Raw genomic sequence first — 23,072 nt, 5'->3', positions numbered from 1 at the left:
GGTCAATGCGCGGAACCATCCTTTGGTATCATGCCCCTGCCCGATGGTGACGCAGTTTGAAAGCAAGCGCGTGCGTTTGCCGTCTTCGTCACCCCGGCCATGATCCGGGGTCCCGCTTTTCGGGCGTCGCTGAGCGGGACCCCGGATCAAGTCCGGGGTGACGGGACAGGGAATGCCCCCTCCGAATCCAAACTGAGACCCCCCCGCCCTTGCAACTTGCGGCCCGGGGAGTATCGCAGGGAGCGAGAAACATCGAAAAGCGGGAGAATCCCCCAATGTCCGATCTGCCCCCCTCCGAACCCCTGATCCCTGTCCCCGCCGAAGCGGCGGCGAACACGCATTGCAGCGCGGCCGATTACGACCGGCTCTATGCGCAGAGCATCGCCGATCCCGACGCCTTCTGGGCCGAACAGGCGAAGCGGCTCGACTGGGTGACGCCGCCGACGACCATCGCCAACTGGTCGTTCGATCCGGTGAGCATCAAATGGTATGAGGACGGCGTCCTCAACCTCTGCCACAACGCGCTCGACCGCCATGTCGCCGCGGGGCATGGGGAGCGCACCGCGATTATCTTCGAGCCCGACGCCCCCGACGGCGAGACGCGCCATATCAGCTATGCCGCGCTGCTCGCCGACGTGATCCGCTTCGCGAACACGCTCAGGAAAATGGGCGTCCAGCGGGGCGACCGCGTCACCATCTATATGCCGATGATCCCCGAGGGCGCGGTCGCGATGCTCGCCTGCGCGCGCATCGGCGCGGTGCACAGCGTCATCTTCGGCGGTTTTTCCCCCGACGCGATAGCCGGGCGGATCGAGGATTGCGCGAGCAACTGGGTGATCTGCGCCGACGAGGGGCTGCGCGGCGGCCGCACCATCCCGCTGAAGGCCAATGTCGACAAGGCGCTGGAAAAGGTGGACGTGAAGGCGGTGCTCGTCATCGCCCATACCGGCGGCGATGTCGCGATGCAGGAAGGCCGCGACCATTGGTACGACGCGCTGTCGGCCGACGTCGATACCGATTGCCCGTGCGAGCCGATGGGCGCCGAGGACCCGCTGTTCATCCTCTATACCTCGGGCTCGACCGGCAAGCCCAAGGGGGTGCTGCACACCACCGGCGGCTATGCGGTGTGGACGGCGTCGACCTTCTTCTACGGCTTCGACTATCGCCCGGGCGAGATTTTCTGGTGCACCGCCGACATCGGCTGGGTCACGGGCCACTCCTATGTCGTCTACGGTCCGCTGATGAACGGCGCGACGACCCTGATGTTCGAGGGCATTCCCAATTACCCCGACCACGACCGCTTCTGGCGCGTCGTCGACAAGCATCGGGTCGACATCCTCTATACCGCGCCGACCGCGATCCGCGCGCTGATGCGCGAGGGCGATCATTATGTGACCCGCCATGACCTGTCGTCGCTGCGCCTGCTCGGCAGCGTCGGCGAGCCGATCAACCCCGAGGCATGGCGCTGGTATCACGACACCGTCGGCAAGGGCCGCATCCCCGTCGTCGATACCTGGTGGCAGACAGAGACCGGCGGCATCATGATCACCACCCTGCCCGGCGCGCACGCGATGCAGCCGGGAAGCGCGGGGCGCCCCTTCTTCGGCGTCCGCCCGCAGCTCGTCGATGCCGAGGGCGGGGTGCTGGCCGACGAACAGAGCGGCGGCGTGGCCGAGGGCAATCTGTGCATGACGCATAGCTGGCCGGGGCAGGCGCGCACGCTTTACGGCGACCACGACCGCTTCGTGTCGACCTATTTTTCGACCTACAAGGGCAAATATTTCACCGGCGACGGCTGCCGCCGCGACAGTGACGGTTACTGGCGGATCACCGGACGCGTCGACGACGTCATCAACGTGTCGGGCCACCGCATGGGCACCGCCGAGGTGGAAAGCGCGCTGGTGCTGCACGACTTGGTGGCCGAGGCCGCGGTGGTCGGCTTCCCACACGACATCAAGGGCCAGGGCATCTATGCTTATGTGACGCTCAACGCGGGGGTCGAGCCGACCGACGAGGTCGCCGCCGCCTTGAAGCAGCAGGTCCGCACCGAAATCGGTCCGATCGCCACCCCCGACCACATCCACCTGACCCCCGCGCTGCCCAAGACCCGCAGCGGCAAGATCATGCGCCGCATCCTGCGCAAGATCGCGGAGAACGACTTCGGGTCGCTGGGCGACACCTCGACGCTGGCCGATCCGAGCCTGGTCGACGGGCTGATCGAGGGACGGAGGAACAAGTAAACACCCGTCGCCCCCGCGAAGGCGGGGGCCGCTGGCGGCCTTTCCGAACGATAGCGGCCCCCGCCTTCGCGGGGGCGACGGTGATCAGAAATGAAAGTCCGGCAATTCGGCCAGCGCGATTCCCAGCGCTTCGGCCCAGCCGTCGGAGACGCTTTGATAATAAGCGTCATCGCGTTCGAAGCGGCGCTCGCGCACCGTGGTGAAGTCGTCGCGCGAATGGACCTTCAGGTCGATCGGCAGATCGACCCCGGCATTGGCCTGGATCGTCGAATCGAACGAGACGCAGAGCAGTTTCACCGCATCCTCGAACGACATGGCGGGGTCATAGGAGCGGACGATCATCGGGCGGCCATATTTGGTCTCGCCGATCTGGAAGAAGGGATTGTCCTCGCCCGATTCGATGAAATTCCCCTCGGGATAGATCATGAACAGCCGCGGTTCGGAGCCCTTGATCTGGCCGCCGACGATCAGCGAGGCGCGGAAGATCGATTCGGCCATCGGCCCTTCGTCGCCATGGCGCATGACGATGCCGCGCAGCGTTTCGCCGATCGTCATCGCGACCTGGAACATCGACGGCGCGGACAGGATCGACGGGTGGCGGTCCTGCGGCGCCTTGGTCCGCTCGTCGAGCAGGCTGACCACCGCCTGCGTCGTCGCGAGATTGCCCGCCGACATCAGCGTGATGACGCGCTCGCCCGGCACGTGCCAGCTCCGCATCTTGCGGACCTGCGAGATATCGTCGACGCCGGCATTGGTGCGGGTGTCCGACATGAACACCAGCCCCTTGTTCAGCCGCATTCCGACGCAATAGGTCATCGATTCCTTCTTCCCCGGCCCCAGCCCGATCCCGGCCCCGCCCCGCTTATTGCTGGACCTGCAATTGAACAACCAGATTTTCCTGCGCCGCGCCATAGCGCATGCCGCGAACCGGGGCGGCATCCCGATAGTCGAGGCCCGTCGCGACGCGGATATAGCGCTGGTCGGGCGAATGGCCGTTGCTGATGTCGAAGCCGATCCAGCCGATATGGTCGAAATGCGCCTCCGCCCACGCATGGGTCGCATCCTGCTGCGTCCGGTCGTTCATCATCAGATAGCCCGAGACATAGCGCGCCGGATGGCCGAGGTGACGCATCGCGGCGACGAAGATATGGGCATGGTCCTGGCAGACCCCGCCCTCGCCCGCCAGCGCCTGCTCGACCGTTGTGTCGGCATCGGTGATCCCGGCGCGCCACGGCAGCCGGTCGAGGATCAGCGCCGACAGCGCGTGCGCGCGCTCGATATCGGAGGCGAAGTCGCGGCCGAGATTCGCGGCCAGCGAGCGGACCTGCCGTCCGGCGCGGGTCAGCGGGGTCGGGCGCAGGAAGGTCCACAGCGGCATCGCCCCGCGGTGCGCGCCGATCACGCCGTCCCACGTCACCAGTTCGACCTCTCCGGTGCAATGGATGACCAGTTCCGGCGCGCCGCTGTCGACCGACACCAGATCGACGCCATTGCCGTGATGGTCCGTATAGTGGAGCTGCCGCGACCCGCCCTCGACCTCAACCGTCCAGTCGTGGATCACCTGCTGCCCCGGCCGCTCCTTCGGCGTCAGGCGAAGCTGTTGCAGCGCATAGGCGACATGGCCGTCGAAATGATAATGGGTGCTATGGTCGACGGTCAGGCGCATGGTCACTCCACGAAGCGGTAATCGCGCTCGACCTGCCGGGCGAGCGCGGCATTGGCGGTCAGGAAGCCGCGCAGATATTCGTGCAGCCCGCCGTCGAAGATCGACTGGATCGGCCCGGCGAGCCGCTCGCGGCACAGCGCCGCGGCCATCCGCCCCGCCTCCGTCTCCTCGGCATAGATATGCTGAATCTGCCCCAGATGCTCCGCCATCCGCTCGCAGCAGAAGGCGAGGCTGCGCGGCATCTGCGCATAGAGGATCAGGAATTCGGCGATCTTGAGCGCGCTGATCTCCGCGCCATAGAGCCAGCGATAGGCGCGGTGCGCCGAGACCGAGCGCAAAATCGTCTCCCACTGCACATTGTCGATCGAACTGCCGATGTGCGCGACCGAAGGCAGCAGCAGATAATATTTGACGTCGAGGATGCGCGCGGTGTTGTCGGCGCGCTCGAGGAAGGTGCCGAGCTGCGCGAAATGAAAGCCGTCGCCGCGCAGCATCGTACCGGTCAGCGCGCCGCGCACCTGCCCGTTCTGGCGCCGGATCGTCGCCAGCACGTCGGGCAGGTCGTCCTCGCGCACCGGACGCTTGAGCAACGCGACAAGCGTCATCCAGCCGGTATTCACCGCCTCCCACACCTCGCGGGTCAGATAGGTGCGCGCGGTGCGGGCATTGTCGCGCGCCTGCTTGACGATCGACAAGATGCTCGACGGGTTGGCGGGATCGCGCAGCAGAAAATCGACGACATGCGCCGAGGTGAAATCGGCGTTCGCAGCGATATAGGCGTTCGCCACCCCGGCGGTTTCGAGCACCGACTTCCATTCGGCGGGCGCGGTCGCCGAACGGGTAAGCGCGATGTGGAACCCCGCGTCGATCAGCCGGGCGGTATTCTCGCTGCGCTCAAGATAGCGCGCCATCCAGAAGAGCGAACCGGCGGTCTTTCCTAGCATGACCGCTCGCAGAAATATCCTTCGTCATTGCGAGCGCAGCGAAGCAATCCAGAGCGGTTTACGCTACTCTGGATTGCTTCGCTGCGCTTGCAATGACAAAGAAACGTGATACCCACCCCCATCAATCCTCCAGCACCCAGGTATCCTTGGTCCCGCCGCCCTGGCTGCTGTTCACCACCAGCGAGCCCCGGGTCATCGCGACGCGGGTCAGGCCGCCGGGGGTGATCGTCAGGCCCTGCGGCGACATCAGGACGAAGGGACGCAAATCGACGTGGCGCGGGGCGAGGCCGGCCTTGGTGAAGATCGGCACGGTCGAGAGCGACAGCGTCGGCTGCGCGATATAATTGCCGGGATTGGCCTCCAGCTTGGCACGAAAGGCGGCGATCTCCTTCTTGCTCGCGGCGGGGCCGACCAGCATGCCATAGCCGCCCGAGCCGTGGACCTCCTTGACCACCAGCTCGGGCAGGCGGTCGAGCACCTCGCGCAGATGGTCGGGGTCCGAACAGCGCCACGTCGGCACATTGGGCAGCAGCGCCTTTTCGCCGGTATAGAATTCGATGATGTCGGGCATGTAGCTGTAGAGCGCCTTGTCGTCGGCGATCCCGGTCCCCGGCGCGTTGGCGATGGTGATGCCGCCGGCGCGATAGACGTCCCAGATGCCCGGCACGCCGAGCAGCGAGTCGGGGCGGAAGTTCAGGGGATCGAGATAATCGTCGTCGACGCGGCGATAGAGGACGTCGATCGGCCGATAGCCCTGCGTCGTCCGCATCGCGATGCGTCCCGCGACGACGCGCAGGTCGTGCCCCTCGACCAGTTCGGCGCCCATCTGGTCGGCGAGGAAGCTGTGCTCGAAATAGGCGCTGTTGTGGATGCCGGGCGTCAGCACCGCGACGGTCGGGGTGCCCTTGCAGGCGGGCGGCGCGCAGGCCGACAGCGATTTCAAGAGGTTGATCGGATAGTCGCCGACCTCGCGCACCGCGACGCGGGCGAAGAGTTCGGGGAACATCTGGAGCATCGTCTCGCGATTCTCGAGCATGTAGGAGACCCCCGAAGGGGTGCGGGCATTGTCCTCCAGCACGTAGAATTCGTCGGCGCCGGTGCGCACGATGTCGATGCCGCTGATGTGGGTATAGACGCCGCCGGGCGGATCCATGCCCATCATCATCGGCAGGAAGGCGTCGTTGCGCGCGACGAGATCGGTCGGCACGCGGCCGGCGCGCAATATCTCCTGGCGGTGATAGATGTCGTGGAGGAAGGCGTTGAGCGCGCGCACCCGCTGCTCGATCCCGCGCGCGAGGCGGCGCCACTCGCCCGCCGCGATGATCCGCGGCACGACGTCGAAGGGGATCAGCCGCTCGTCGCCGCCGTCGGCGCCATAGACGTTGAAGGTGATGCCGATGGTGCGGAAAAAAGCCTCGGCTTGCTGCGCCTTGCGGTGGATACGCGCGGGGTCCTCGCCGTCGAACCAGTCGCAGAACTCGCGATAGGGCGCCCGAACCTCGCCCCCTTGGCCCTGCATCTCGTCGAAGAAGCGAATGAAGCCGGCCCCTTTCGCTGCATTGCTGGCCGGCGGTGCGGCCGGAGTCGATGCTAGCACTACGGCACGGGAAGGCAAGATGCGGGAAAAGGGGGGAAAGTCGGGGATGGCGGGTGTTGGGGGCACGAGATTGGGCCAGCTATCGGACGTCATTGCGAGCGGAGCGAAGCAATCCAGAGCGGTTTATACTACCCTGGATTGCTTCGCTCCGCTCGCAATGACGATTCAGATGAACCCTTCGCGAGGGTTTGGGGATGGCGGTGTGTCTGGGGTCTGCCTTATAGAGGGACGAAATCGCCGCTGCCGGAGCTTTCCCATGTCCTTGTCTGCTACTCTCCTTGCCGCGCTGCTCGCCGTGAGCGCCGAGCCGGCGGTCTGCTCCGCGCCCACGGACCTCTCCGCGACCCCGCTCGCCGCCTGGACCGCGACGGACGGCGACGCGAACGCCGCGGTCGCACCGGGGCAGCCGGTCACGCTGACGATGACGGACGGCGCGGCGGCGCGGACGCTGACCGTCGACGCGGCGGGCCGCTATGGCGTGGCCGCCGACGGGCGCGTGTGGATCGACCTGACCGCGAACGGCGAACCGCTGACCTCGGTCGAGCATGGGCATGGCCCGGCCTGTTCGGGAATCCGCAAGATCGTCTGGTTCGACCTGACGCCGGGAACCTATGAACTGGCGCTGTCGAAGGCAGCGGCGGACCGGGTGCGCGTGCTGGTCTTGCAGGAGCGCTGAGGAAAAACGAAGGGCGTGATCCCCGGCGAAAGCCGGGGTTCAGGGCGTTGGAAAGCCGATGCTGCCTGGTCGCGCTCTGGACCCCGCAGAGGATCACCAAATGGCTATCCACCGGAGCACGCGCCTGTCTTTCATCGTCACCCCGGACTTGATCCGGGGTCCCGCTTGACCTTCCGAAGCCAGTCGATGCCTCAAAAAGCGGGATCCCGGATCAAGTCCGGGATGACGAAAGAGGGGCAGTGTCTGCCCCCCATACCAAAGCCGCCATCTACCCCTTGCGTTCGCAACCGATATGATCGCCTTCGGGAGGGGCGGCTAAATTACAAAGCTCCGTGGCAGTGCTTGTATTTGCGGCCCGAGCCGCAGGGACACGGGGCATTGCGGCTGATTTCCAGGCCGGCATAGGGGTTTTCACCCTCGGGCAGGTCGGGGCGCGGGGCGGCCATCGGGGGCAGCGTGTCGGCGATCACGCCCAGCGCGCCACCGTCGATATCGGCGCTGTTGTCCTCGCCTGTGAACGGGTCGATGTGGGTGGTCAGGAAATCGGGCAGGTCGGGGAGCGGCATCGGCTCCGGTTCCTGGAACTGGAAGTCGATCCGCGCGACGGTGCGCGTCACATCCTCGCGGATATTCTGCAGCATCCGCTCGAACAGCGCGAAGGCCTCGGCCTTATATTCGTTGATCGGCTGCTTCTGCGCATAGGCGCGCAGGAAGACGACCTGGCGCAGCGCGTCGAGGGTCGAAAGATGTTCCTTCCAGTGATGGTCGAGCGTCTGGAGCAGGATCGACTTCTCGATGCCGCGCCACGTCTCCGGGTCGACCTGCGCTGCCTTGCCGGCCGCGGCGGCGTCCGCCATCTCCTGGATGCGCTCCTCGAAGATTTCGGAATCGACCGCATCCTCCTGCATCCAGTCGTCGATCGGCGGCGACAGTTCGAGGACGCCCGCGAGGCGCTCCTTCATGCCCCCGATATCCCATTGCTCGGGATAACTGCCTGGCGGGCAGGCGTCGGCGATGATCGAATTGACCGTTTCGGCACGCATCGCGGCCATCGCGTCGTCGACCGTCTCGCTGTCGATCACCTCACCGCGCTGTTCATAGATCACCTTGCGCTGGTCGTTCATGACGTTGTCATATTCGACGACCTGCTTGCGGATATCGTAGTTGCGCGCCTCGACCTTCTTCTGCGCGGTCTCGATCGCCTTCGACAGCCATTTCGATCCGATCGCCTCGCCATCCTCCAGATTCTTGTTCATCATCTTGGAAAACAGCGTGTCGGGGCCGAAGATGCGGAGCAGGTCGTCGTCGAGGCAGAGGTAGAATTTCGACAGGCCGGGGTCGCCCTGGCGCCCCGAACGGCCGCGGAGCTGATTGTCGATGCGGCGGCTTTCGTGGCGTTCGGTCGCAAGCACGAACAGCCCGCCCGCCGCCTTCACCGCCTCGCGCTCGGCCGCGACCTCTTCGTGGATGCGCGCGACCGCCGCTTCGCGTTCGGGGCCTTCGGGCATGTCCCTCAGCTCGTCCTCGATGCGGAATTCCTCGCTGCCGCCGAGTTTGATGTCGGTGCCGCGACCCGCCATGTTCGTCGCGATGGTGACGGCGCCGGTGCGGCCCGCCTGCGCGACGATATGCGCCTCGCTCTCGTGGAAGCGCGCGTTGAGGACGCTGTGCGGCACATTTTCCTTTTCGAGATAGGACGACAGCAGCTCCGACTTCTCGATCGACACCGTGCCGACGAGCACCGGCTGGCCGCGTTCGTTCGCTTCGCGGATCGTCTTGGCGATAGCGCCGAACTTGTCGGTGATATTCTTGTAGAATTCGTCCTCCTCGTCGAGCCGCGCGATCGGGCGGTTGGTCGGGATGGTGACGACGTTCATCTTGTAGATTTCGAAGAATTCGGCCGCCTCGGTCGCCGCGGTGCCGGTCATGCCGCTCAGCTTCGGATACATGCGGAAATAATTCTGGAAGGTGATCGAGGCGAGCGTCTGGTTCTCGGGCTCGATCTGCACGCCTTCCTTGGCCTCGACCGCCTGGTGCAGGCCGTCGGACCAGCGGCGGCCGTCCATCATGCGGCCGGTGAATTCGTCGATGATGACGACCTTGCCGTCCTTGACGATATAATCGGTGTCGAGCTTGAACATCACGATGGCCTTGAGCGCCTGGTTGACGTGATGGACGATCTGGGTGTTCTCGATATCGTAGAGATTGTTGCCCTGGAGCAGGCCCGCGGCCTCAAGCAGCCGCTCGACATGCTCGGTGCCCTCCTCGGTCAGGCTGATCGACTTCGCCTTCTCGTCCTTCTCATAATCCTCCTCGCCGAGCTGGTGGACCACCTCGTTGACGCGGATATAGAGTTCGGACTTGTCGTCGGTCGGGCCCGAAATGATGAGCGGGGTGCGGGCTTCGTCGATCAGGATCGAATCGACCTCGTCGACGATGCCGAAGTTGAATTCGCGGTGCACCATCTGCACCCGCTCGAACTTCATATTGTCGCGCAGATAGTCGAAGCCCAGCTCGTTATTGGTCGCATAGGTAATGTCGCTATTATAGGCCTCGCGCCGCTGCATCTCGTTGAGGTTGGGCACGATGACGCCGGTGGTCAGGCCCAGGAAGCCATAGACCTGCCCCATCCATTCGGCGTCGCGGCGGGCCAGATAGTCGTTGACGGTGACGACGTGGACGCCCTTGCCTTCGAGCGCGTTCAGATAGCAGGGCAGGGTCGCCATCAGCGTCTTGCCCTCGCCCGTCGCCATCTCCGCGATCTCGCCGCGGTGGAGGACGATGCCGCCGATCATCTGGACGTCGAAATGGCGCATCCCCAGCACGCGCCGCGCCGCCTCGCGCACCGTGGCAAAGGCTTCGGGCAGGATGTCGTCGAGCGTCTCGCCGGCGGCGAGGCGTTCGCGGAACTTCGGCGTCTGCGCCTGCAGCGCGGCATCGTCGAGCGCCTCCATCTGCGGCTCGAAGGCGTTGATCTTGTCGACGATCTTGCGGAGCGAGGCGACGTAGCGGTCGTTGGACGAGCCGAAAAGGCTTTTGGCAATGCTGCCGAACATGGCGATTTTCCTTGGATATCTATGCTGGAGCGGCCGCGCGAACGCCGCCGGAGCCGCACGGGGCGGCCGTGAAACGGAGGTCAGGCGAGGATCGCCCGCCGCGAAGCTATTCGAGTGCGCGCTCGAACCGGCCGAGAATACCCGGCAGATAGGGGGGAGCCGGACGCGCCAGCTTGCGGCAGGTGCACGACGCGCGGCGCGTCGGCGTCGGGTCGACAGGACGGCGCGCCTTGTCCGCATTGTCGGATTGGTTCGCCGTCTCCGCGAGAAGGATGAGCGCGCCCATCGCCACCGGCGTCGCCGGTGCCGCCTGCGCGCGATCGGCGCCGGCAAGGCCGGTCAGCAGCGCGAGCAAGGTCAGGATCAAACGCAAGTGATGCCCCTCTTACGGTTCAGCGCGCACAGGATGCACGCTGGCGGCTGAACATAGGGTGAAAGGAGCCCGGCGTCCAGAGGACGCTGTGCGGAACAAAGCGCACGCTATTGCAATTGCGGGTTCAGCTCCTTCACTTCCAGCAGAAAGCTCTTCGGCTTCTTGAAGAAAGCGCTTTGATGATTGACCTTGAGCCCGACGATCTCGGCCAGCTCCATCACGAAATGAACGCAATTGCGGGTGCCGAGGTCATAGCTCGGCTGCTGCGCGTCCTGCCATGCGCGCACCCGGTCGAGCAGCCGGCCATAGGTCGCATCGTCGACGGTGACGCTGAACTGCTTGTCGCTGCTCGCGATATATTTGGCCTCCTTGGTCTGGACATAGCCCTTGACCGCGCCGAACAGGATTGCCGGGCTGACCGCCCGCGCCGTGAAGCCGTAATTATAGTCGACCGCCTGGCCCGTCGCATCGACCCGCCCTTTCAGCGTGACGAAGGCGTGCGGGAAACGCTCGCCGAAATCATGACTGTAAAAGCTGACGACGACCTTGGCCTGAACCGGACCGGCGATGCCGAGGGCGAGCGCAAAGAGCGCGGCGAGCAGCAGGCGCAGGCGAGTCATGCCGCGCTGCTTGCCAGCGGCGGCGCGGCTTGCCAACCCCCCGGCGGAGACTCTCCTCCTCCCCGTCACCCCGGACTTGATCCGGGGTCCCGCTTTTCGGACGCCGCTGAGCGGGACCCCGGATCAAGTTGGCAATTATACCCTTGGCATCCGTAAGCCTCCTTACTTCGTCATTGCGAGCGGAGCGAAGCAATCCAGAGTGCGCGCAAACCGCTCTGGATTGCTTCGCTCCGCTCGCAATGACGGGATTACGGATGCGAAAGGGATAAGCGCCAAACACGTTCAAGGTGACGAAGCGGGCAGAACCACGCCGCAGCTTTTCAAACTACGCGCGCCATTGTCCCTTGACCTTTGCCCCGGCTTCGCATCTTGTCCCGCTGACATTGATGTAAGGAGGGTGCGGGGTGACACGAAAGGCGATCTTCATCACCGGCGGCGGATCGGGCATCGGGCGCGCGACGGCGCGGCATTTCGCGGGTCATGGCTGGTTCGTCGGACTCGCCGACGTCAACGCGCAGGGGATCGACGAAACCGCCGCGCTGCTGCCCGAGGGGGCGTCGTCGCGCCACGTCATGGACGTGCGCGACCGCGACCAGTGGGCGCAGGCGCTCACCGATTTCGCAGCGGCGAGCAGCGGCCGGCTCGACGTGCTGTTCAACAACGCCGGCATCGGGTCGGGCGGCCAGTTCCTCGACATGGAACCGCAAGAGGCCGACCGGCTGATCGCGATCAATTTCGGCGGCGTCGTCAACGGCATCTACAGCGCGATGCCGCTGCTCCGCGCGACGCCGGGGTCGACGATCCTCAACACCGGGTCGGCGTCGGGTTTCTATGGCGTCGCGGGACTCGCGGTCTATTCGGCGACCAAATTCGCGGTGCGCGGGCTGACCGAGGCGCTGGAGATCGAATTTTCCAAACATGGCATCAAGGTGCGGTCGCTGATGCCGGGCTTCATCGACACGCCGCTGCTCGACCAGGTAAGCGCCGACAGCAACGAACCGGCGCGCAGCCGCCTGGCGGCCGGCGGCTTTGAAATCTCCCCCGTCGACGACGTCGCGCGCGCGGCATGGGACGCCGTCCACGGCGAGCGGGTGCATGTGCCGGTCGGCAAGATGGCGAAGCGCCTGTCGCGCCTCGCCCGCTTCTTTCCGGGGCTGATCGCGAAACAGTCGAAGAAGATCGACCGGCTGGGCGCAGCGGGGCACTGAAGGGCCGGGACGCGGGAGGTGACGGTCGAGGTCGGCTTTGGGGTAGTGAGCAGCCATACCCCACCTTCGTCATTCCCGCGAAAGCGGGAATCCAGTGTGGGGTCAGCCGGCGCACGCTCTGGATTCCCGCCTTCGCGGGAATGACAACCTTATAATGCGCCGATCGTCGTATAACGGTCGTTTCCAGTCATTCGATCCAGATAGGCATGAAGGACGGAAACGGGGTGGGAAGCTGCCGCTTGATTTTTCAGACTTCTGGAAGTGGGACGGTCTATCCGGCATTTCGCGACAACATCTCTACAAATTGCCATAGATTCCCGACTGCGACTAAACTGCAAATGATCACGGCAATCCAAAATCCGTGAGGATCGGATACCCGAACCAGACTGAATTTTCCGAAGGTAAAAGGAAATCTGCCCGCTCGAAATGCGGAAAATAAGATGTTCACCGGGATCATAAACAAGCAAAACTTACCGACTAAGTGGAAACCGAATTGCCACGTCGCAGCCGCCAGCGCGATCAGAGCAATCGCGGTGATCAAATTCGCCCGAGAAATGTTCCATGAAGGCAACACGGAACTAGATTAGCGTCTATTCCGAGGTCCGCAACCGGACGCTTTCCGACCTTCGTCATCCCAGACTTGATCCGGGATCCCGCTTTTTCAAGGCATCGACTGGTTTCGGCATCCAACGGCCGTGTCGCAGCGAGGGTGAGATCGCCGCTACCGGCCGCCGCCAGCTCCGCAATCCACCGTGCCGCTGCCGACGTTGCGCACCGTGCACACCGGCCGGCCGAGCACCACGGTCCTGCCGACCCCCCGCGCGGTAATCGTCGCGCTTTTGGTCGCGTTGAACAGATGGTCGCCGGCGCCTTCGCTGTCGCTCTTCAGGTCGCCGACCGCCAGCTTGCCAGCATCGACCGCGCCGGCGCCGGACAGCAGAAGGCTCGCCTGCTTCGCCTCGCCGCCGAGGGTCATGGTGCCGTTGCCGATCATCGCGACCTCGAGTCGGTCGGCTTCGACATGGGCAACGGTCAGGCGGCCGGGGCCGCGCAGGCCGATGGCGACGCGGGCGCCGCGCAGCCGGTCGATGGCGAGCGAGCCCGCCCCGGCTAGCATCGCCGAGGCGAGGCCCGCGGCGTTGACGCGCACGACGACCGGCGCCGCGCCTTTGCCTTTTTCCCCGTCGCCGGCGAAGCGCCGCATCTTGATGACCAGCTTGCCGTCGCGCGCCTCGACCAGCAGGCGGTCGAGCGCGTCCTGCGATCCGCTGGCGACCGCGCTCACCGGCGCGCGCGCGCTCACCTCGACCGTCACGTCGGCATCGACCTCGATGCTCTCGAAGCTGGTGAGGCCATAGCGCTTTTCGGCGGCGTTCGCCGTGCAGGTACAGAAGAGGGCGGCCGCCGCGAGCGCGGCCCATCGCGAAAGATGCGTCATGAACGCGCCTTACCCGCTCGCCGGACCCTGCGCCAGCATGGCTTTATTTGCAGTTGACGCTGCCCGATCCGGTCTTGCTGGTCGAACAGGTCGCGCCGCCGCCGATCGTCACGTCGCCCGAGCCGAGCAGGCTGACGTCGGCCTTGCCGGTCGCATTCGCCTCGACATTGCCCGAGCCGGTGACCGAGACGTCGAGCGTCTGCGCGACGAGCCGGTCGGCGTCGATATCGCCCGAGCCGGTCACGTGGATCTCGCCCGATTCCGCGGTGCCGCCCTCGACGTCCAGGTCGCCCGAGCCCGCCATGGTCAGTTCCACCCGCTTCGCGGTGAGCTTCACGATCTTGAGCTCGCCCGAGCCGGTCACGGCCGCCTCGACCGTGTCGCCGTCGGCGCTGTCGGCGGTGATCGAGCCCGAGCCGGTCAGCTTGACCGTACTGAGCCGGGGCATGGTGATCGCGATGTCGACATCGTCATGATCGCGGAAGCTCCAGCCGGTCCGCTTGCGCTCGATCGACAGCGTCGAGCCGTCGGTTTCGATCTCGAGCTGGTCGAGTTCCGCCTGCGGCCCGGTGGCGCTGATCGCAAAGCTGTCGCCCTGGCGGATCGTCACGTCATAGGGGCCCGCGGCCTCGACGCCGGTGAAGCCACTGAGCGACCAACTCTTGCTGCCCGCCGGCCCCGAATCGGCGGGGCGCGTCTCGCCGCTGCGGTTTCCGCCATCGCGGTCGCGGTCGGCGCCGCTGCATCCGCTCGCCGTCGCCAGCATCAGCGGCAAGATCGCCATCGTCCAGTTTCGCATCGCCAAATCTCCTGCGTGTATTATCCATATAACACGGGTGCCCGACACCTGTCCAGCCCGCGCGCGACGGCTGCGGCGCTTCGCCATCTTGTCGCCACCTTCGCGGTGCAGGGTCGATGTTTCTCCCCGATCCGAAAGCCTGACGAGATGAGCGTAGCGTTTCGCCGCGAAAGCGACGACGAGCATAAGGAACCCGAATATGAGCTGCCGATCCCGGTCGGCGCCAACCTCGTCACGCCGCACGGGGCCCGCCTGCTGGCCGAAGAGGTCGCGCGGCTCGAGGCGTTGGTCGCGGCGGCTCCCGACGACGAGGCGCGCAAGAAGCTGATGCGCCAGCTCCGCTATTTCGGGACCCGCAAGGCGACTGCCGAAATCCAGCCGGCGCCCGCGGCCGATGTCGTCGGCATCGGCAGCCGCGTCGCCTATCGCCTGAACGGGACCGAGCGTCACGTCACCATTGTCGGCCACGACGAGGCCGAGCCCGCCGCGCATCGCATCGCCTTCACCGCGCCGCTCGGCCGCGCGCTGATGGGCGCCGAGGCTGGCGAGATGGTCGCATTCCAGGGCCGCGAGGACGCGATCGCCATCCTCGCCGCCAGCGCCGATGCAGAGGTCATGGCATGAAGGACCGCTTCGAACGCCACAAACAGCCATGGACTGCGGCCGAGATCGACAAGCTGCATATGCTCGCGAAGAAGGGCATGGCGCTGAAGGCGATCGCCAGGGCGCTGACCCGCAGCGAGGAATCGGTGAAGATTCGCGCCAAGGCCGATGGCCTGTCGATCGCGAAGCTGCACTAAGGTCACCATGGAACTCTGGTCTCATCCGACCCTCCCCCTTGATGGGGGAGGCCGCGAGACTTGGCGACGCCGTCGCCTAGTCGCAGCGGAGGGGGTGCGACCTCGACCTGAAGCGGCGGTGCAAGGACGCAACCTCACCCCCATCCAACTTCGCCTAGCCGCTGCGCAGCAATGCTTCATATCCCTCCCCCATCAAGGGGGACGGCGCGGATGACCGGCATCGCCGATTACGACGCCATCGTGCTGGGCGCCGGCGCGGCCGGGCTGATGTGCGCCGCGACCGCGGGGCAACGCGGGCGCCGCGTGCTGCTGCTCGACCAGGCCGATCAGGTGGGCAAGAAGATCCTGATCTCGGGCGGCGGACGTTGCAACTTCACCAACATCCACACCGGCCCCGAGCGTTATCTGTCGGCCAACCCGCATTTCGCCAAGTCGGCGCTGGCACGCTACACGCCCGCGGATTTCATCGCGCTGGTCGACCGCCACGGCATCGCCTGGCACGAGAAAACGCTGGGACAGCTCTTCTGCGACGGCTCGGCGCGGCAGATCGTCGCGATGCTGCTGGCGGAAACCGCGAAGGGCAAGGTCGACATCCGCTGCGGTCAAAGCTTGAGTGAGGTTGAGCATTCGGATGCGACGTTCCGTGGCACTTTCGGCAACTTCCGCTTCACCGCCCCCAATCTCGTCATCGCGACCGGCGGGCCGTCGATCCCCAGAATGGGCGCGACCGGTTTCGCCTACGACCTCGCGCGTCGGTTCGGGCTGAAGGTGGTCGAGCCGCGCCCGGCGCTGGTCCCGCTGACCCTGGGCGGCGCGGATGTGCTGTTTCGCGAGCTGTCGGGCGTCGCGACGCCGGTGGAGGCACGCGCGGGCAAGGCGGCGTTCCGCGAGGCGGCGCTGTTCACGCACCGCGGGCTGTCCGGCCCCGCGATCCTGCAGGCGAGCAGCTATTGGCGCCATGGCGAGCCGGTCACGATCGACTTTCTGCCCGACGCCGCGCCGGGCTGGCTGGTCGAAGCGAAACGCGCGCGGCCGCGCGCGACACTGGCGGCGGCGCTAGGGGGCGCCCTGCCCGACCGCCTCGCGCAGGTGCTGACCGAGCGCCTCGCCCTGCCCGGCGAACTCGGCGCGCAGAGCGACCGCAAGCTCGCGGACGCCGAGGTGCGACTGAAGCGTTGGACCTTCCATCCCAACGGCACCGAAGGCTTCGCCAAAGCCGAGGTCACCGCGGGCGGCATTTCGACCGCCGGTCTGTCCTCGCAAACAATGATGGCCAAAAGCCTCCCGGGCCTCTATGCGATCGGCGAAGCCGTGGACGTCACCGGATGGCTGGGCGGCTATAATTTTCAATGGGCCTGGGCCAGCGGATATGCGGCAGGCCAGACCCTTTAGGAAACGGACACCCTATCACCCTCGTCATGCCGGACTTGATCCGGCATCCATGGCCTGACGCTGCACTTTCGGGCCATGGACCCCGGATCAAGTCCGGGGTGACGATAATTCGGCGGCGAGGCAGTGCCGCAAGGAATATGAAAACCATGTCTTTCGATCATCTTTCGCCCGTCCTTGTGGAGGCTCTGACCGCGCGCGGCTATGAGTCGCTGACCCCCGTCCAGGCGCAGGTCACCGAAGCCGAGGCGCATGGTCGCGACCTGCTCGTCTCGGCGCAGACCGGATCGGGCAAGACCGTCGCCTTTGGCCTCGCGATGGCGGACGAGCTGTTCGACGACGGCCGCCTGCCCTTCGCGACCGCGCCGCTCGCGCTGATCGTCGCGCCGACGCGCGAGCTGGCGCTGCAGGTCAGTCGCGAGCTCGGCTGGCTTTATGCCAGGGCCGGCGCGCGCATCGCGACCTGCGTCGGCGGCATGGACGCGAGCCGCGAGCGCCGCGCGCTGAATCAGGGCGTGCATATCGTCGTCGGCACGCCGGGGCGGCTGCGCGATCATCTCGAACGCGGCGCGCTCGACCTCGAAAACCTGCGCGTCGCGGTGCTCGACGAGGCCGACGAGATGCTCGACATGGGGTTCCGCGAGGACCTTGAGGAAATTCTCGACGCGACGCCCGAAACGCGCCGCACTCTGCTCTTTTCGGCGACGATCCCGAAACCGATCGCGCAGCTCGCCAAGCGCTATCAGCGCGATGCCCTGCGCATCTCGACCGTCGGCGAGGACCGCGGGCACGGCGACATCGCCTATCAGGTCGTCACCGTCGCCCCCGCCGATATCGAAGGCGCGGTCATCAACCTGCTGCGCCTGCACGAACCCGACACGGCGATGCTGTTCTGCGCGACGCGCGACAATGTCCGCCGCCTTCACGCGCGGCTGGTCAATCGCGGTTTCGCCGCGGTCGCGCTGTCGGGCGAGCATAGCCAGAACGAGCGCAACCACGCGCTGCAGGCGCTGCGCGACCGCCGCGCGCGGGTGTGCGTCGCGACCGACGTCGCTGCGCGCGGCATCGACCTGCCGAGCCTGAGCCTCGTCATCCATGTCGAGATTCCGCGCGATGCCGAGACGCTTCAGCACCGTTCGGGCCGCACCGGGCGCGCGGGCAAGAAGGGTACGGCGGTGCTGATCGTCCCCTATCCGCGCCGCCGCCGCGTCGACGGCATGCTGCGCGGCGCACGGATCGAGGCCGAGTGGATGAACGCGCCGACCGCGAACGATGTCCGTCACCGCGACCAGGAACGGCTGATCGAGAAATTGCTGGCTCCCGTCGAGCATGAGGCCGACGACCTCGAACTCGCGCAGCGACTGCTCACCGAGCGCTCGGCCGAGGATATCGCCGCCTCGCTCGTCCGCGCGCACCGCGCGACGCTGCCACCGCCCGAGGATCTGCTCGACGCCGGGCAACCGCCGCGCCGCGAGCGGGGCGAACGCTTTGAGCGCGAGGGCGGACATCAGGAGCGCGGAGAGCGTGGCCCGCGCCGCGAGCAGTTCGACGACAGCGTCTGGTTCCGGCTCAACATCGGCCGCCGCCAGAATGCCGACCCGCGCTGGATCCTGCCCCTGCTCTGCCGCCGCGGCCATGTGACCAAGCATGAGATCGGCGCGATCCGCATCGGGCCGAGCGAGACCTTGTTCAACATCCCGCTCGCCATCGCCGACCGCTTCGCCGAGGCGATCCAGCGCAGCGCCAACGCCGACGGCGAGGACGACAGCGGCGTCGCGATCACCCCGGCGCCCGGCGGCGCGGCCTATCCGCCGCGGCGCGAGAAGGCGCCGCGCGACAAAGCGCCGCGCAATACGCTCGGCCGCGCGCCCGGCAGCGACCGCGGCCCGCGCGGCCCCGGCGGCCCGCGCGACAAGACCGAGCGCTACAAGCCCAAGCCCTACGGCCAGCGCAGCCCGCGTCGGCCGAAGTAAACCAGCCATTACCTTCCCGTCATTGCGAGCGTAGCGAAGCAATCCAGAGCGGCTCTGCGTCGCCCTGGATTGCCGCGTCGCCCCGGATCAGGTCCGGGCCTCCTCGCAATGACGACGTCAATGGACGACTCCCTCTTGCGCCTCACTCTCCGGCCCACCAGATGGACGGAACAGCAGGAGATGCGCGATGCAAGCGACCCAGGCCTTTATCGAGACGCAGGGCGGCCCCGAGGTCATCGACTGGCGCGAAGTGACGCTCGGCGAGCCCGGCCCCGGTCAGGTGCTGGTGCGCCAGACCGCCGTGGGGCTCAACTATCTCGACACCTATCATCGCGACGGCACCTATCCAGTCGAGCTGCCGAGCGGATTGGGCGTCGAGGCGGCTGGCGAGGTCGTCGCGGTCGGGCCCGAGGTGCATGGGCTCCGGCCCGGCGACCGGGTCGCGACCTTCGGGCCGCAACGCGATGCCTATGCGAGCGCGCGGATCGTCCCCGCCGCGTCGCTGTTCAAGCTGCCGGCGAACATCGACGACGACACCGCCGCCGCCGCGCTGCTCAAAGCCTGCACCGTCGAAGCACTCGTCGAGCGCTGCGCGAAGGTCGAGGCGGGCTGGCCCGTGCTGGTCCACGCCGCGGCGGGCGGAGTCGGACTGATCCTCGTCCAGTGGCTGAAGGCGGTTGGCGCGACCGTGATCGGCACCGTCAGCACCGAAGCCAAGGAACAGGCAGCGCGCGACGCGGGCGCCGACCATGTCATCCGCTACAAGGAGGAGGATGTCGCGGCGCACGTCCGCGAGATCACCGACGGGCAAGGCGTGCCCGTCACCTTCGACGGCATCGGCATGACGACATGGGACGTGTCGCTGAAAGCCACCGCGCGGCGCGGGTTGATCGTCAGCTACGGCAATGCCGGCGGACCGGTGAGCGGCGTCAACCTGGGCGTGCTGGCGCGCCACGGGTCACAGTTCGTCACCCGGCCGACGCTGTTCGACTATTATCTGGACCCCGGCGAGCGCGCGGCGGGCGCGGCGCGGGTGTTCGAGATGATCGCGGACGGCACGGTCGCGGTCACCGTCGGGCAGCGCTATGGCCTGCAGGACGCGGCGCGGGCGCACGCCGACCTCGAAGCGGGCAGAACGACGGGGTCAACGCTGTTGATTCCGTGAACCGCCACCAGACATAAAACTTGAGTGCTCCCGCGAAGGCAGGAGCCCGGAGCCGCCAAGAGCAAAGGTGTGCGCAAGAGCGCACGGGGTCCCCGCCTTCGCGGGGACGCACATTTTCCGGCCGGCTTACCCCTTCAACCGCTCGGCGTGCCACGCGACATGCTCGGCCATGAAGGTCGAGATGAAATAATAGCTATGATCGTAGCCCGGCTGCATGCGGATCGTCGCTTTCTGTCCGGCGCGCTCGCACGCCTCGACCAGCAGCTCGGTCTTGAGCTGCCCGGCCAGAAAAGTATCGGCATCGCCTTGGTCGACGAGCAGATCGGGCAATCGCGCGCCGGCCGCGATCAGCGCGCAGGCGTCGTAGGCGCCCCAGGCCTCGCGATCCTCGCCCAGATAGCCCGTCAGCGCCTTTTCGCCCCACGGGCACTGCGTCGGCGCGACGATCGGCGAAAAGGCCGAGACCGAGCGGAAGCGGTCGGGGGTTCGCAGCGCGACGGTCAGCGCGCCGTGCCCGCCCATCGAATGACCGGTGATCCCCTGCCGCGTCAGGTCGGCGGCGGGAAAGTCGCGCAGGATCAGCGAGGGCAGTTCGTCCTCGATATAGGAGCGCATGCGATAATGCTGGGCCCACGGCTCCGCGGTCGCATCGACGTAGAAGCCGGCGCCGAGCCCGAAGTCCCACGCGCCGTCGGGGTCGTCGGGAACCCCCTCGCCGCGCGGGCTGGTGTCGGGGGCGACGAAGATCACCCCATGCTCCGCGCAGGCAGCGCGATATTCGCCCTTTTCCGTCACATTCGCGTGGGTGCAGGTCAGCCCCGAGAGATACCAGAGCACGGGCAGCTTCGCGCCCGCTTCATGGTCGGGGACGAAGACCGCGAAACTCATGTCGGTGCCGGTCGTGTCGCTGCGGTGTCGATAGACGCCCTGCGTGCCGCCATGGCTGCGGTTGGTCGAGACGGTTTCGAGAGTCATCGGGGGTCCTGCATCGGGATGGGAGCGGTTCGCGGATCATGGCCCCAATGGCGGAGCAGGTCCAGTATCGCCGCGCCCGACAGCCCGAGCGTTCCGGTGTTGCGCAGCGGATGGACATTGACGCGACCCTCCGCCGCGAGCCCCGCGTCGAGCACCACGCCGATGCTGCCGGGCGGCGCATTGATCGCGGCGAGCGGGGTCACCGATCCCGGCGCGATACCGAGCAGGCGCTGCATGTCCTCGGCCTTGCCGAAGCTGACGCGCTTGCAGCCGATGGCGCCGGGGAGCGCCTTCAGGTCCACGCGCGCCTCCGCCGGCACGGTGACGAGCCAGAAGGCGCCAGCGGCGTCCTTCAAAAACAGATTCTTGGTATGGGCACCCGGAATCACGGCGGTCACCGCATCGCTTTCGGCAACGGTGAACACCGCGACATGCTCGTGCGCGGCGAAAGGGACGGAAAGCGCATTCAAATCCGCCATCAGGCCCGCTTCGCCGCGCATGATCGGTCCTACATCCGGTGCAGCGCGCAGAGCTTGTTGCCCGAGGGATCGCGCAGATAGGCGAGATACATTTTCATGCCATTGCCCTCGCGCACGCCCGGCGGGTCTTCGATCGCGGTGCCGCCGGCCTCGACGCCCGCCGCATGCCAGGCGTCGGCCTGCTCCGGATTCGCCATCGCGATACCGATGGTGCAGCCGTTGCCGACCGTCGCCGGCTGGCCGTCGATCGGCTTGGTCACCAGGAACAGGCCGCCGTTGTGCACGTAGATGAGGCGCCCCTTGTCGTCGACGATCCCCGGCTTGCCGCCGATCGCCTGAAAGGTCGCGTCGTAGAATGTCTTCGACGCGTCGAGGTCGTTCGACCCGACCATATTGTGACTGTACATGATGTCCGCTCCTCCGGTTTTGGTTGCGAATCGCCACCTACTCTGCCCCGCCGGTCAGGACCAGCCGCCATGATGTTTTGCATTCCCCGAAAATGACGAACCCGGAAGCATAGCGAGCCCGCCCTAGCGGAACACCACCGTCTTGCGCCCGTCGATCAGCACCCGCTGCTCGGCGACCCAGCGCACCGCGCGCGCGAGAACCTGCGCCTCGATGTCGCGCCCGGTGCGGATCAGGTCGTCGACCGACTGGCGGTGGTCGACGCGCTCGACCGCCTGTTCGATGATCGGCCCTTCGTCGAGGTCACCGGTGACGAAATGCGCGGTCGCGCCGATCAGCTTCACCCCACGCTCGTGCGCGCGGTGATAAGGCCGCGCGCCCTTGAAGCCGGGCAGGAAGCTGTGGTGGATGTTGATGCAGCGCCCCGCGAGCTGTGCCGACAGGTCGCCCGACAGCACCTGCATATAGCGCGCGAGCACCAGATAATCCGCCTGCCCCCGCGCCATCACGTCCAGGATCGCGGCCTCTTGGTCAGCGCGATTGGCGTCGCTGACCGGCAGATGATGAAAGGGCACGCCGTGCCATTCGGTCAGGCGGCGCTGATGCTCGTGGTTCGAGACGACGGCGACGATGTCGATCGCGAGATTGCCGGTCGACCAGCGGTGGAGCAGGTCGTTGAGGCAATGGCTGCCCTGCGACACCGCGATGACGAAGCGCGGCTTGGCGGCGCGGTCGCGGAGCCGCGCGTCCATGGTGAAGCGCGCGACGATTGGCGCGAATGCGGCCTGCACTCCGGCCAGCCCCTCAGGGAAGCGCGGTCCCGCGCCGCGGAACTCGACGCGCATGAAGAAGCGCCCCGAATCGAGGTCGGCATATTGCTGGCTGTCGAGAATGAAGCCGTCGCGTTCCGCGAGCAGACCGGTGACTGCGGCGACGATGCCGACCGTATCGACACAACTGAAGGTCAGGATATAGGACGCGGTCAAATCGTCGCTCCCCTCACAACCGGAACGGCCAACCTCAAAGTCCGTTCGTGTTGAGCTTGTCGAAGCATCGTCCTTCCTTCGCCCCGGTGCATGACGGAAGAACGGCCCTTCGACAAACTCAGGGCGAACGGAAAAGGGAGTCGGCTCAGAACACGACGACGCTGCGGATGCTTTCGCCCGCGTGCATCAGGTCGAAGCCCTTGTTGATCTCTTCCAGCCCCATGACGTGGGTGATCATCGGGTCGATCTCGATCTTGCCCTGCATATACATGTCGACGATCTT

Annotated in this window: 21 protein-coding genes and 1 pseudogene; 8 read left to right on the top strand and 14 right to left on the bottom strand. The window is 66.4% G+C overall.

What is annotated here, in order from left to right; translation table 11 throughout:
• The first annotated feature begins 275 nt into the window (after window positions 1-275).
• Window positions 276-2,240, top strand: coding sequence for an acetate--CoA ligase (acs, locus tag FHR21_RS12450; RefSeq protein WP_184098774.1), 1,965 nt, complete (start codon window positions 276-278; stop codon window positions 2,238-2,240).
• A gap of 84 nt (window positions 2,241-2,324) precedes the next feature.
• On the opposite strand, the gene FHR21_RS12445 is transcribed toward acs, so the two are convergent.
• From FHR21_RS12445 to FHR21_RS12430, 4 genes are all read right to left on the bottom strand, one after another.
• Complete coding sequence (locus FHR21_RS12445) at window positions 2,325-3,056, bottom strand: proteasome-type protease (RefSeq protein ID WP_184098772.1); 732 nt, start codon at window positions 3,054-3,056, stop codon at window positions 2,325-2,327.
• A 46-nt stretch (window positions 3,057-3,102) separates the two neighbouring features.
• Window positions 3,103-3,906, bottom strand: coding sequence for a transglutaminase family protein (locus tag FHR21_RS12440; RefSeq protein WP_184098770.1), 804 nt, complete (start codon window positions 3,904-3,906; stop codon window positions 3,103-3,105).
• Between the two features lie 2 nt (window positions 3,907-3,908).
• Entirely contained in the window at window positions 3,909-4,850 is a 942-nt protein-coding gene (locus FHR21_RS12435) for an alpha-E domain-containing protein (RefSeq protein ID WP_184098768.1), read from the bottom strand.
• Between the two features lie 121 nt (window positions 4,851-4,971).
• Window positions 4,972-6,369: a circularly permuted type 2 ATP-grasp protein gene (locus FHR21_RS12430; RefSeq protein ID WP_184098766.1), complete on the bottom strand. Its 1,398-nt coding sequence runs from the start codon at window positions 6,367-6,369 to the stop codon at window positions 4,972-4,974.
• Between the two features lie 334 nt (window positions 6,370-6,703).
• Between FHR21_RS12430 and FHR21_RS12425 the strand changes: the two genes are divergently transcribed.
• Window positions 6,704-7,123 (top strand): hypothetical protein, encoded by a 420-nt coding sequence (locus FHR21_RS12425; protein WP_184098764.1) that lies wholly within the window; start codon window positions 6,704-6,706, stop codon window positions 7,121-7,123.
• Between the two features lie 320 nt (window positions 7,124-7,443).
• Here the strand turns inward: FHR21_RS12425 and secA are convergent, their stop codons facing one another.
• From secA to FHR21_RS12410, 3 genes are all read right to left on the bottom strand, one after another.
• Window positions 7,444-10,179 carry a preprotein translocase subunit SecA gene (gene secA, locus FHR21_RS12420; RefSeq protein ID WP_184098751.1) on the bottom strand — a complete coding sequence of 912 codons (2,736 nt, stop codon included), beginning with the start codon at window positions 10,177-10,179 and terminating at the stop codon, window positions 7,444-7,446.
• Between the two features lie 106 nt (window positions 10,180-10,285).
• Complete coding sequence (locus FHR21_RS12415; RefSeq protein ID WP_221235158.1) at window positions 10,286-10,552, bottom strand: hypothetical protein; 267 nt, start codon at window positions 10,550-10,552, stop codon at window positions 10,286-10,288.
• A gap of 107 nt (window positions 10,553-10,659) precedes the next feature.
• Window positions 10,660-11,172 (bottom strand): hypothetical protein, encoded by a 513-nt coding sequence (locus tag FHR21_RS12410; protein WP_184098749.1) that lies wholly within the window; start codon window positions 11,170-11,172, stop codon window positions 10,660-10,662.
• A gap of 404 nt (window positions 11,173-11,576) precedes the next feature.
• Between FHR21_RS12410 and FHR21_RS12405 the strand changes: the two genes are divergently transcribed.
• A complete protein-coding gene (locus FHR21_RS12405; protein ID WP_184098747.1) occupies window positions 11,577-12,380 on the top strand; it encodes an SDR family oxidoreductase in 804 nt (267 codons plus the stop codon).
• Between the two features lie 721 nt (window positions 12,381-13,101).
• On the opposite strand, the gene FHR21_RS12400 is transcribed toward FHR21_RS12405, so the two are convergent.
• The gene (locus tag FHR21_RS12400) at window positions 13,102-13,818 is read right to left on the bottom strand and encodes a head GIN domain-containing protein (RefSeq protein WP_184098745.1); all 717 of its coding nucleotides are present in this window, start codon (window positions 13,816-13,818) and stop codon (window positions 13,102-13,104) included.
• A 43-nt stretch (window positions 13,819-13,861) separates the two neighbouring features.
• Window positions 13,862-14,617 (bottom strand): head GIN domain-containing protein, encoded by a 756-nt coding sequence (locus FHR21_RS12395; RefSeq protein WP_184098743.1) that lies wholly within the window; start codon window positions 14,615-14,617, stop codon window positions 13,862-13,864.
• Window positions 14,618-14,764: 147 nt separating this feature from the next.
• Here FHR21_RS12395 and FHR21_RS12390 point away from each other — a divergent pair, with 147 nt between their 5' ends.
• The 5 genes from FHR21_RS12390 to FHR21_RS12370 all read left to right on the top strand — a co-directional run bounded on the left by FHR21_RS12390 (window position 14,765) and on the right by FHR21_RS12370 (window position 19,944).
• Entirely contained in the window at window positions 14,765-15,241 is a 477-nt protein-coding gene (locus FHR21_RS12390) for a GreA/GreB family elongation factor (RefSeq protein WP_184098741.1), read from the top strand.
• Window positions 15,238-15,417, top strand: coding sequence for a hypothetical protein (locus FHR21_RS12385; RefSeq protein ID WP_184098739.1), 180 nt, complete (start codon window positions 15,238-15,240; stop codon window positions 15,415-15,417). The genes FHR21_RS12390 and FHR21_RS12385 overlap by 4 nt, the downstream gene beginning before the upstream one ends.
• A gap of 210 nt (window positions 15,418-15,627) precedes the next feature.
• Window positions 15,628-16,809 carry a BaiN/RdsA family NAD(P)/FAD-dependent oxidoreductase gene (locus tag FHR21_RS12380; protein WP_184098737.1) on the top strand — a complete coding sequence of 394 codons (1,182 nt, stop codon included), beginning with the start codon at window positions 15,628-15,630 and terminating at the stop codon, window positions 16,807-16,809.
• Window positions 16,810-16,955: 146 nt separating this feature from the next.
• The gene (locus FHR21_RS12375; protein ID WP_184098735.1) at window positions 16,956-18,779 is read left to right on the top strand and encodes a DEAD/DEAH box helicase; all 1,824 of its coding nucleotides are present in this window, start codon (window positions 16,956-16,958) and stop codon (window positions 18,777-18,779) included.
• Window positions 18,780-18,966: 187 nt separating this feature from the next.
• The gene (locus tag FHR21_RS12370) at window positions 18,967-19,944 is read left to right on the top strand and encodes a quinone oxidoreductase family protein (RefSeq protein ID WP_184098733.1); all 978 of its coding nucleotides are present in this window, start codon (window positions 18,967-18,969) and stop codon (window positions 19,942-19,944) included.
• 126 nt (window positions 19,945-20,070) lie between these two features.
• Here the strand turns inward: FHR21_RS12370 and fghA are convergent, their stop codons facing one another.
• From fghA to FHR21_RS12345, 5 genes and pseudogenes are all read right to left on the bottom strand, one after another.
• A complete protein-coding gene (fghA, locus tag FHR21_RS12365) occupies window positions 20,071-20,919 on the bottom strand; it encodes an S-formylglutathione hydrolase (protein ID WP_184098731.1) in 849 nt (282 codons plus the stop codon).
• Window positions 20,916-21,398, bottom strand: coding sequence for a prolyl-tRNA synthetase associated domain-containing protein (locus FHR21_RS12360; RefSeq protein WP_246427200.1), 483 nt, complete (start codon window positions 21,396-21,398; stop codon window positions 20,916-20,918). The genes fghA and FHR21_RS12360 overlap by 4 nt, the downstream gene beginning before the upstream one ends.
• A gap of 29 nt (window positions 21,399-21,427) precedes the next feature.
• Window positions 21,428-21,805, bottom strand: a complete 378-nt coding sequence (locus FHR21_RS12355) for a VOC family protein (protein ID WP_184098726.1) — start codon at window positions 21,803-21,805, stop codon at window positions 21,428-21,430.
• Window positions 21,806-21,928: 123 nt separating this feature from the next.
• Window positions 21,929-22,774 carry a formyltetrahydrofolate deformylase gene (purU, locus tag FHR21_RS12350; RefSeq protein WP_184099044.1) on the bottom strand — a complete coding sequence of 282 codons (846 nt, stop codon included), beginning with the start codon at window positions 22,772-22,774 and terminating at the stop codon, window positions 21,929-21,931.
• Window positions 22,775-22,934: 160 nt separating this feature from the next.
• Window positions 22,935-23,072: pseudogene (locus tag FHR21_RS12345) on the bottom strand (S-(hydroxymethyl)glutathione dehydrogenase); the annotation flags it as partial.

The sequence above is a fragment of the Sphingopyxis panaciterrulae genome (assembly GCF_014199295.1).
Classification (GTDB): Bacteria; Pseudomonadota; Alphaproteobacteria; order Sphingomonadales; family Sphingomonadaceae; genus Sphingopyxis; species Sphingopyxis panaciterrulae.
This window is presented reverse-complemented; position numbering and strand designations above follow the sequence as displayed.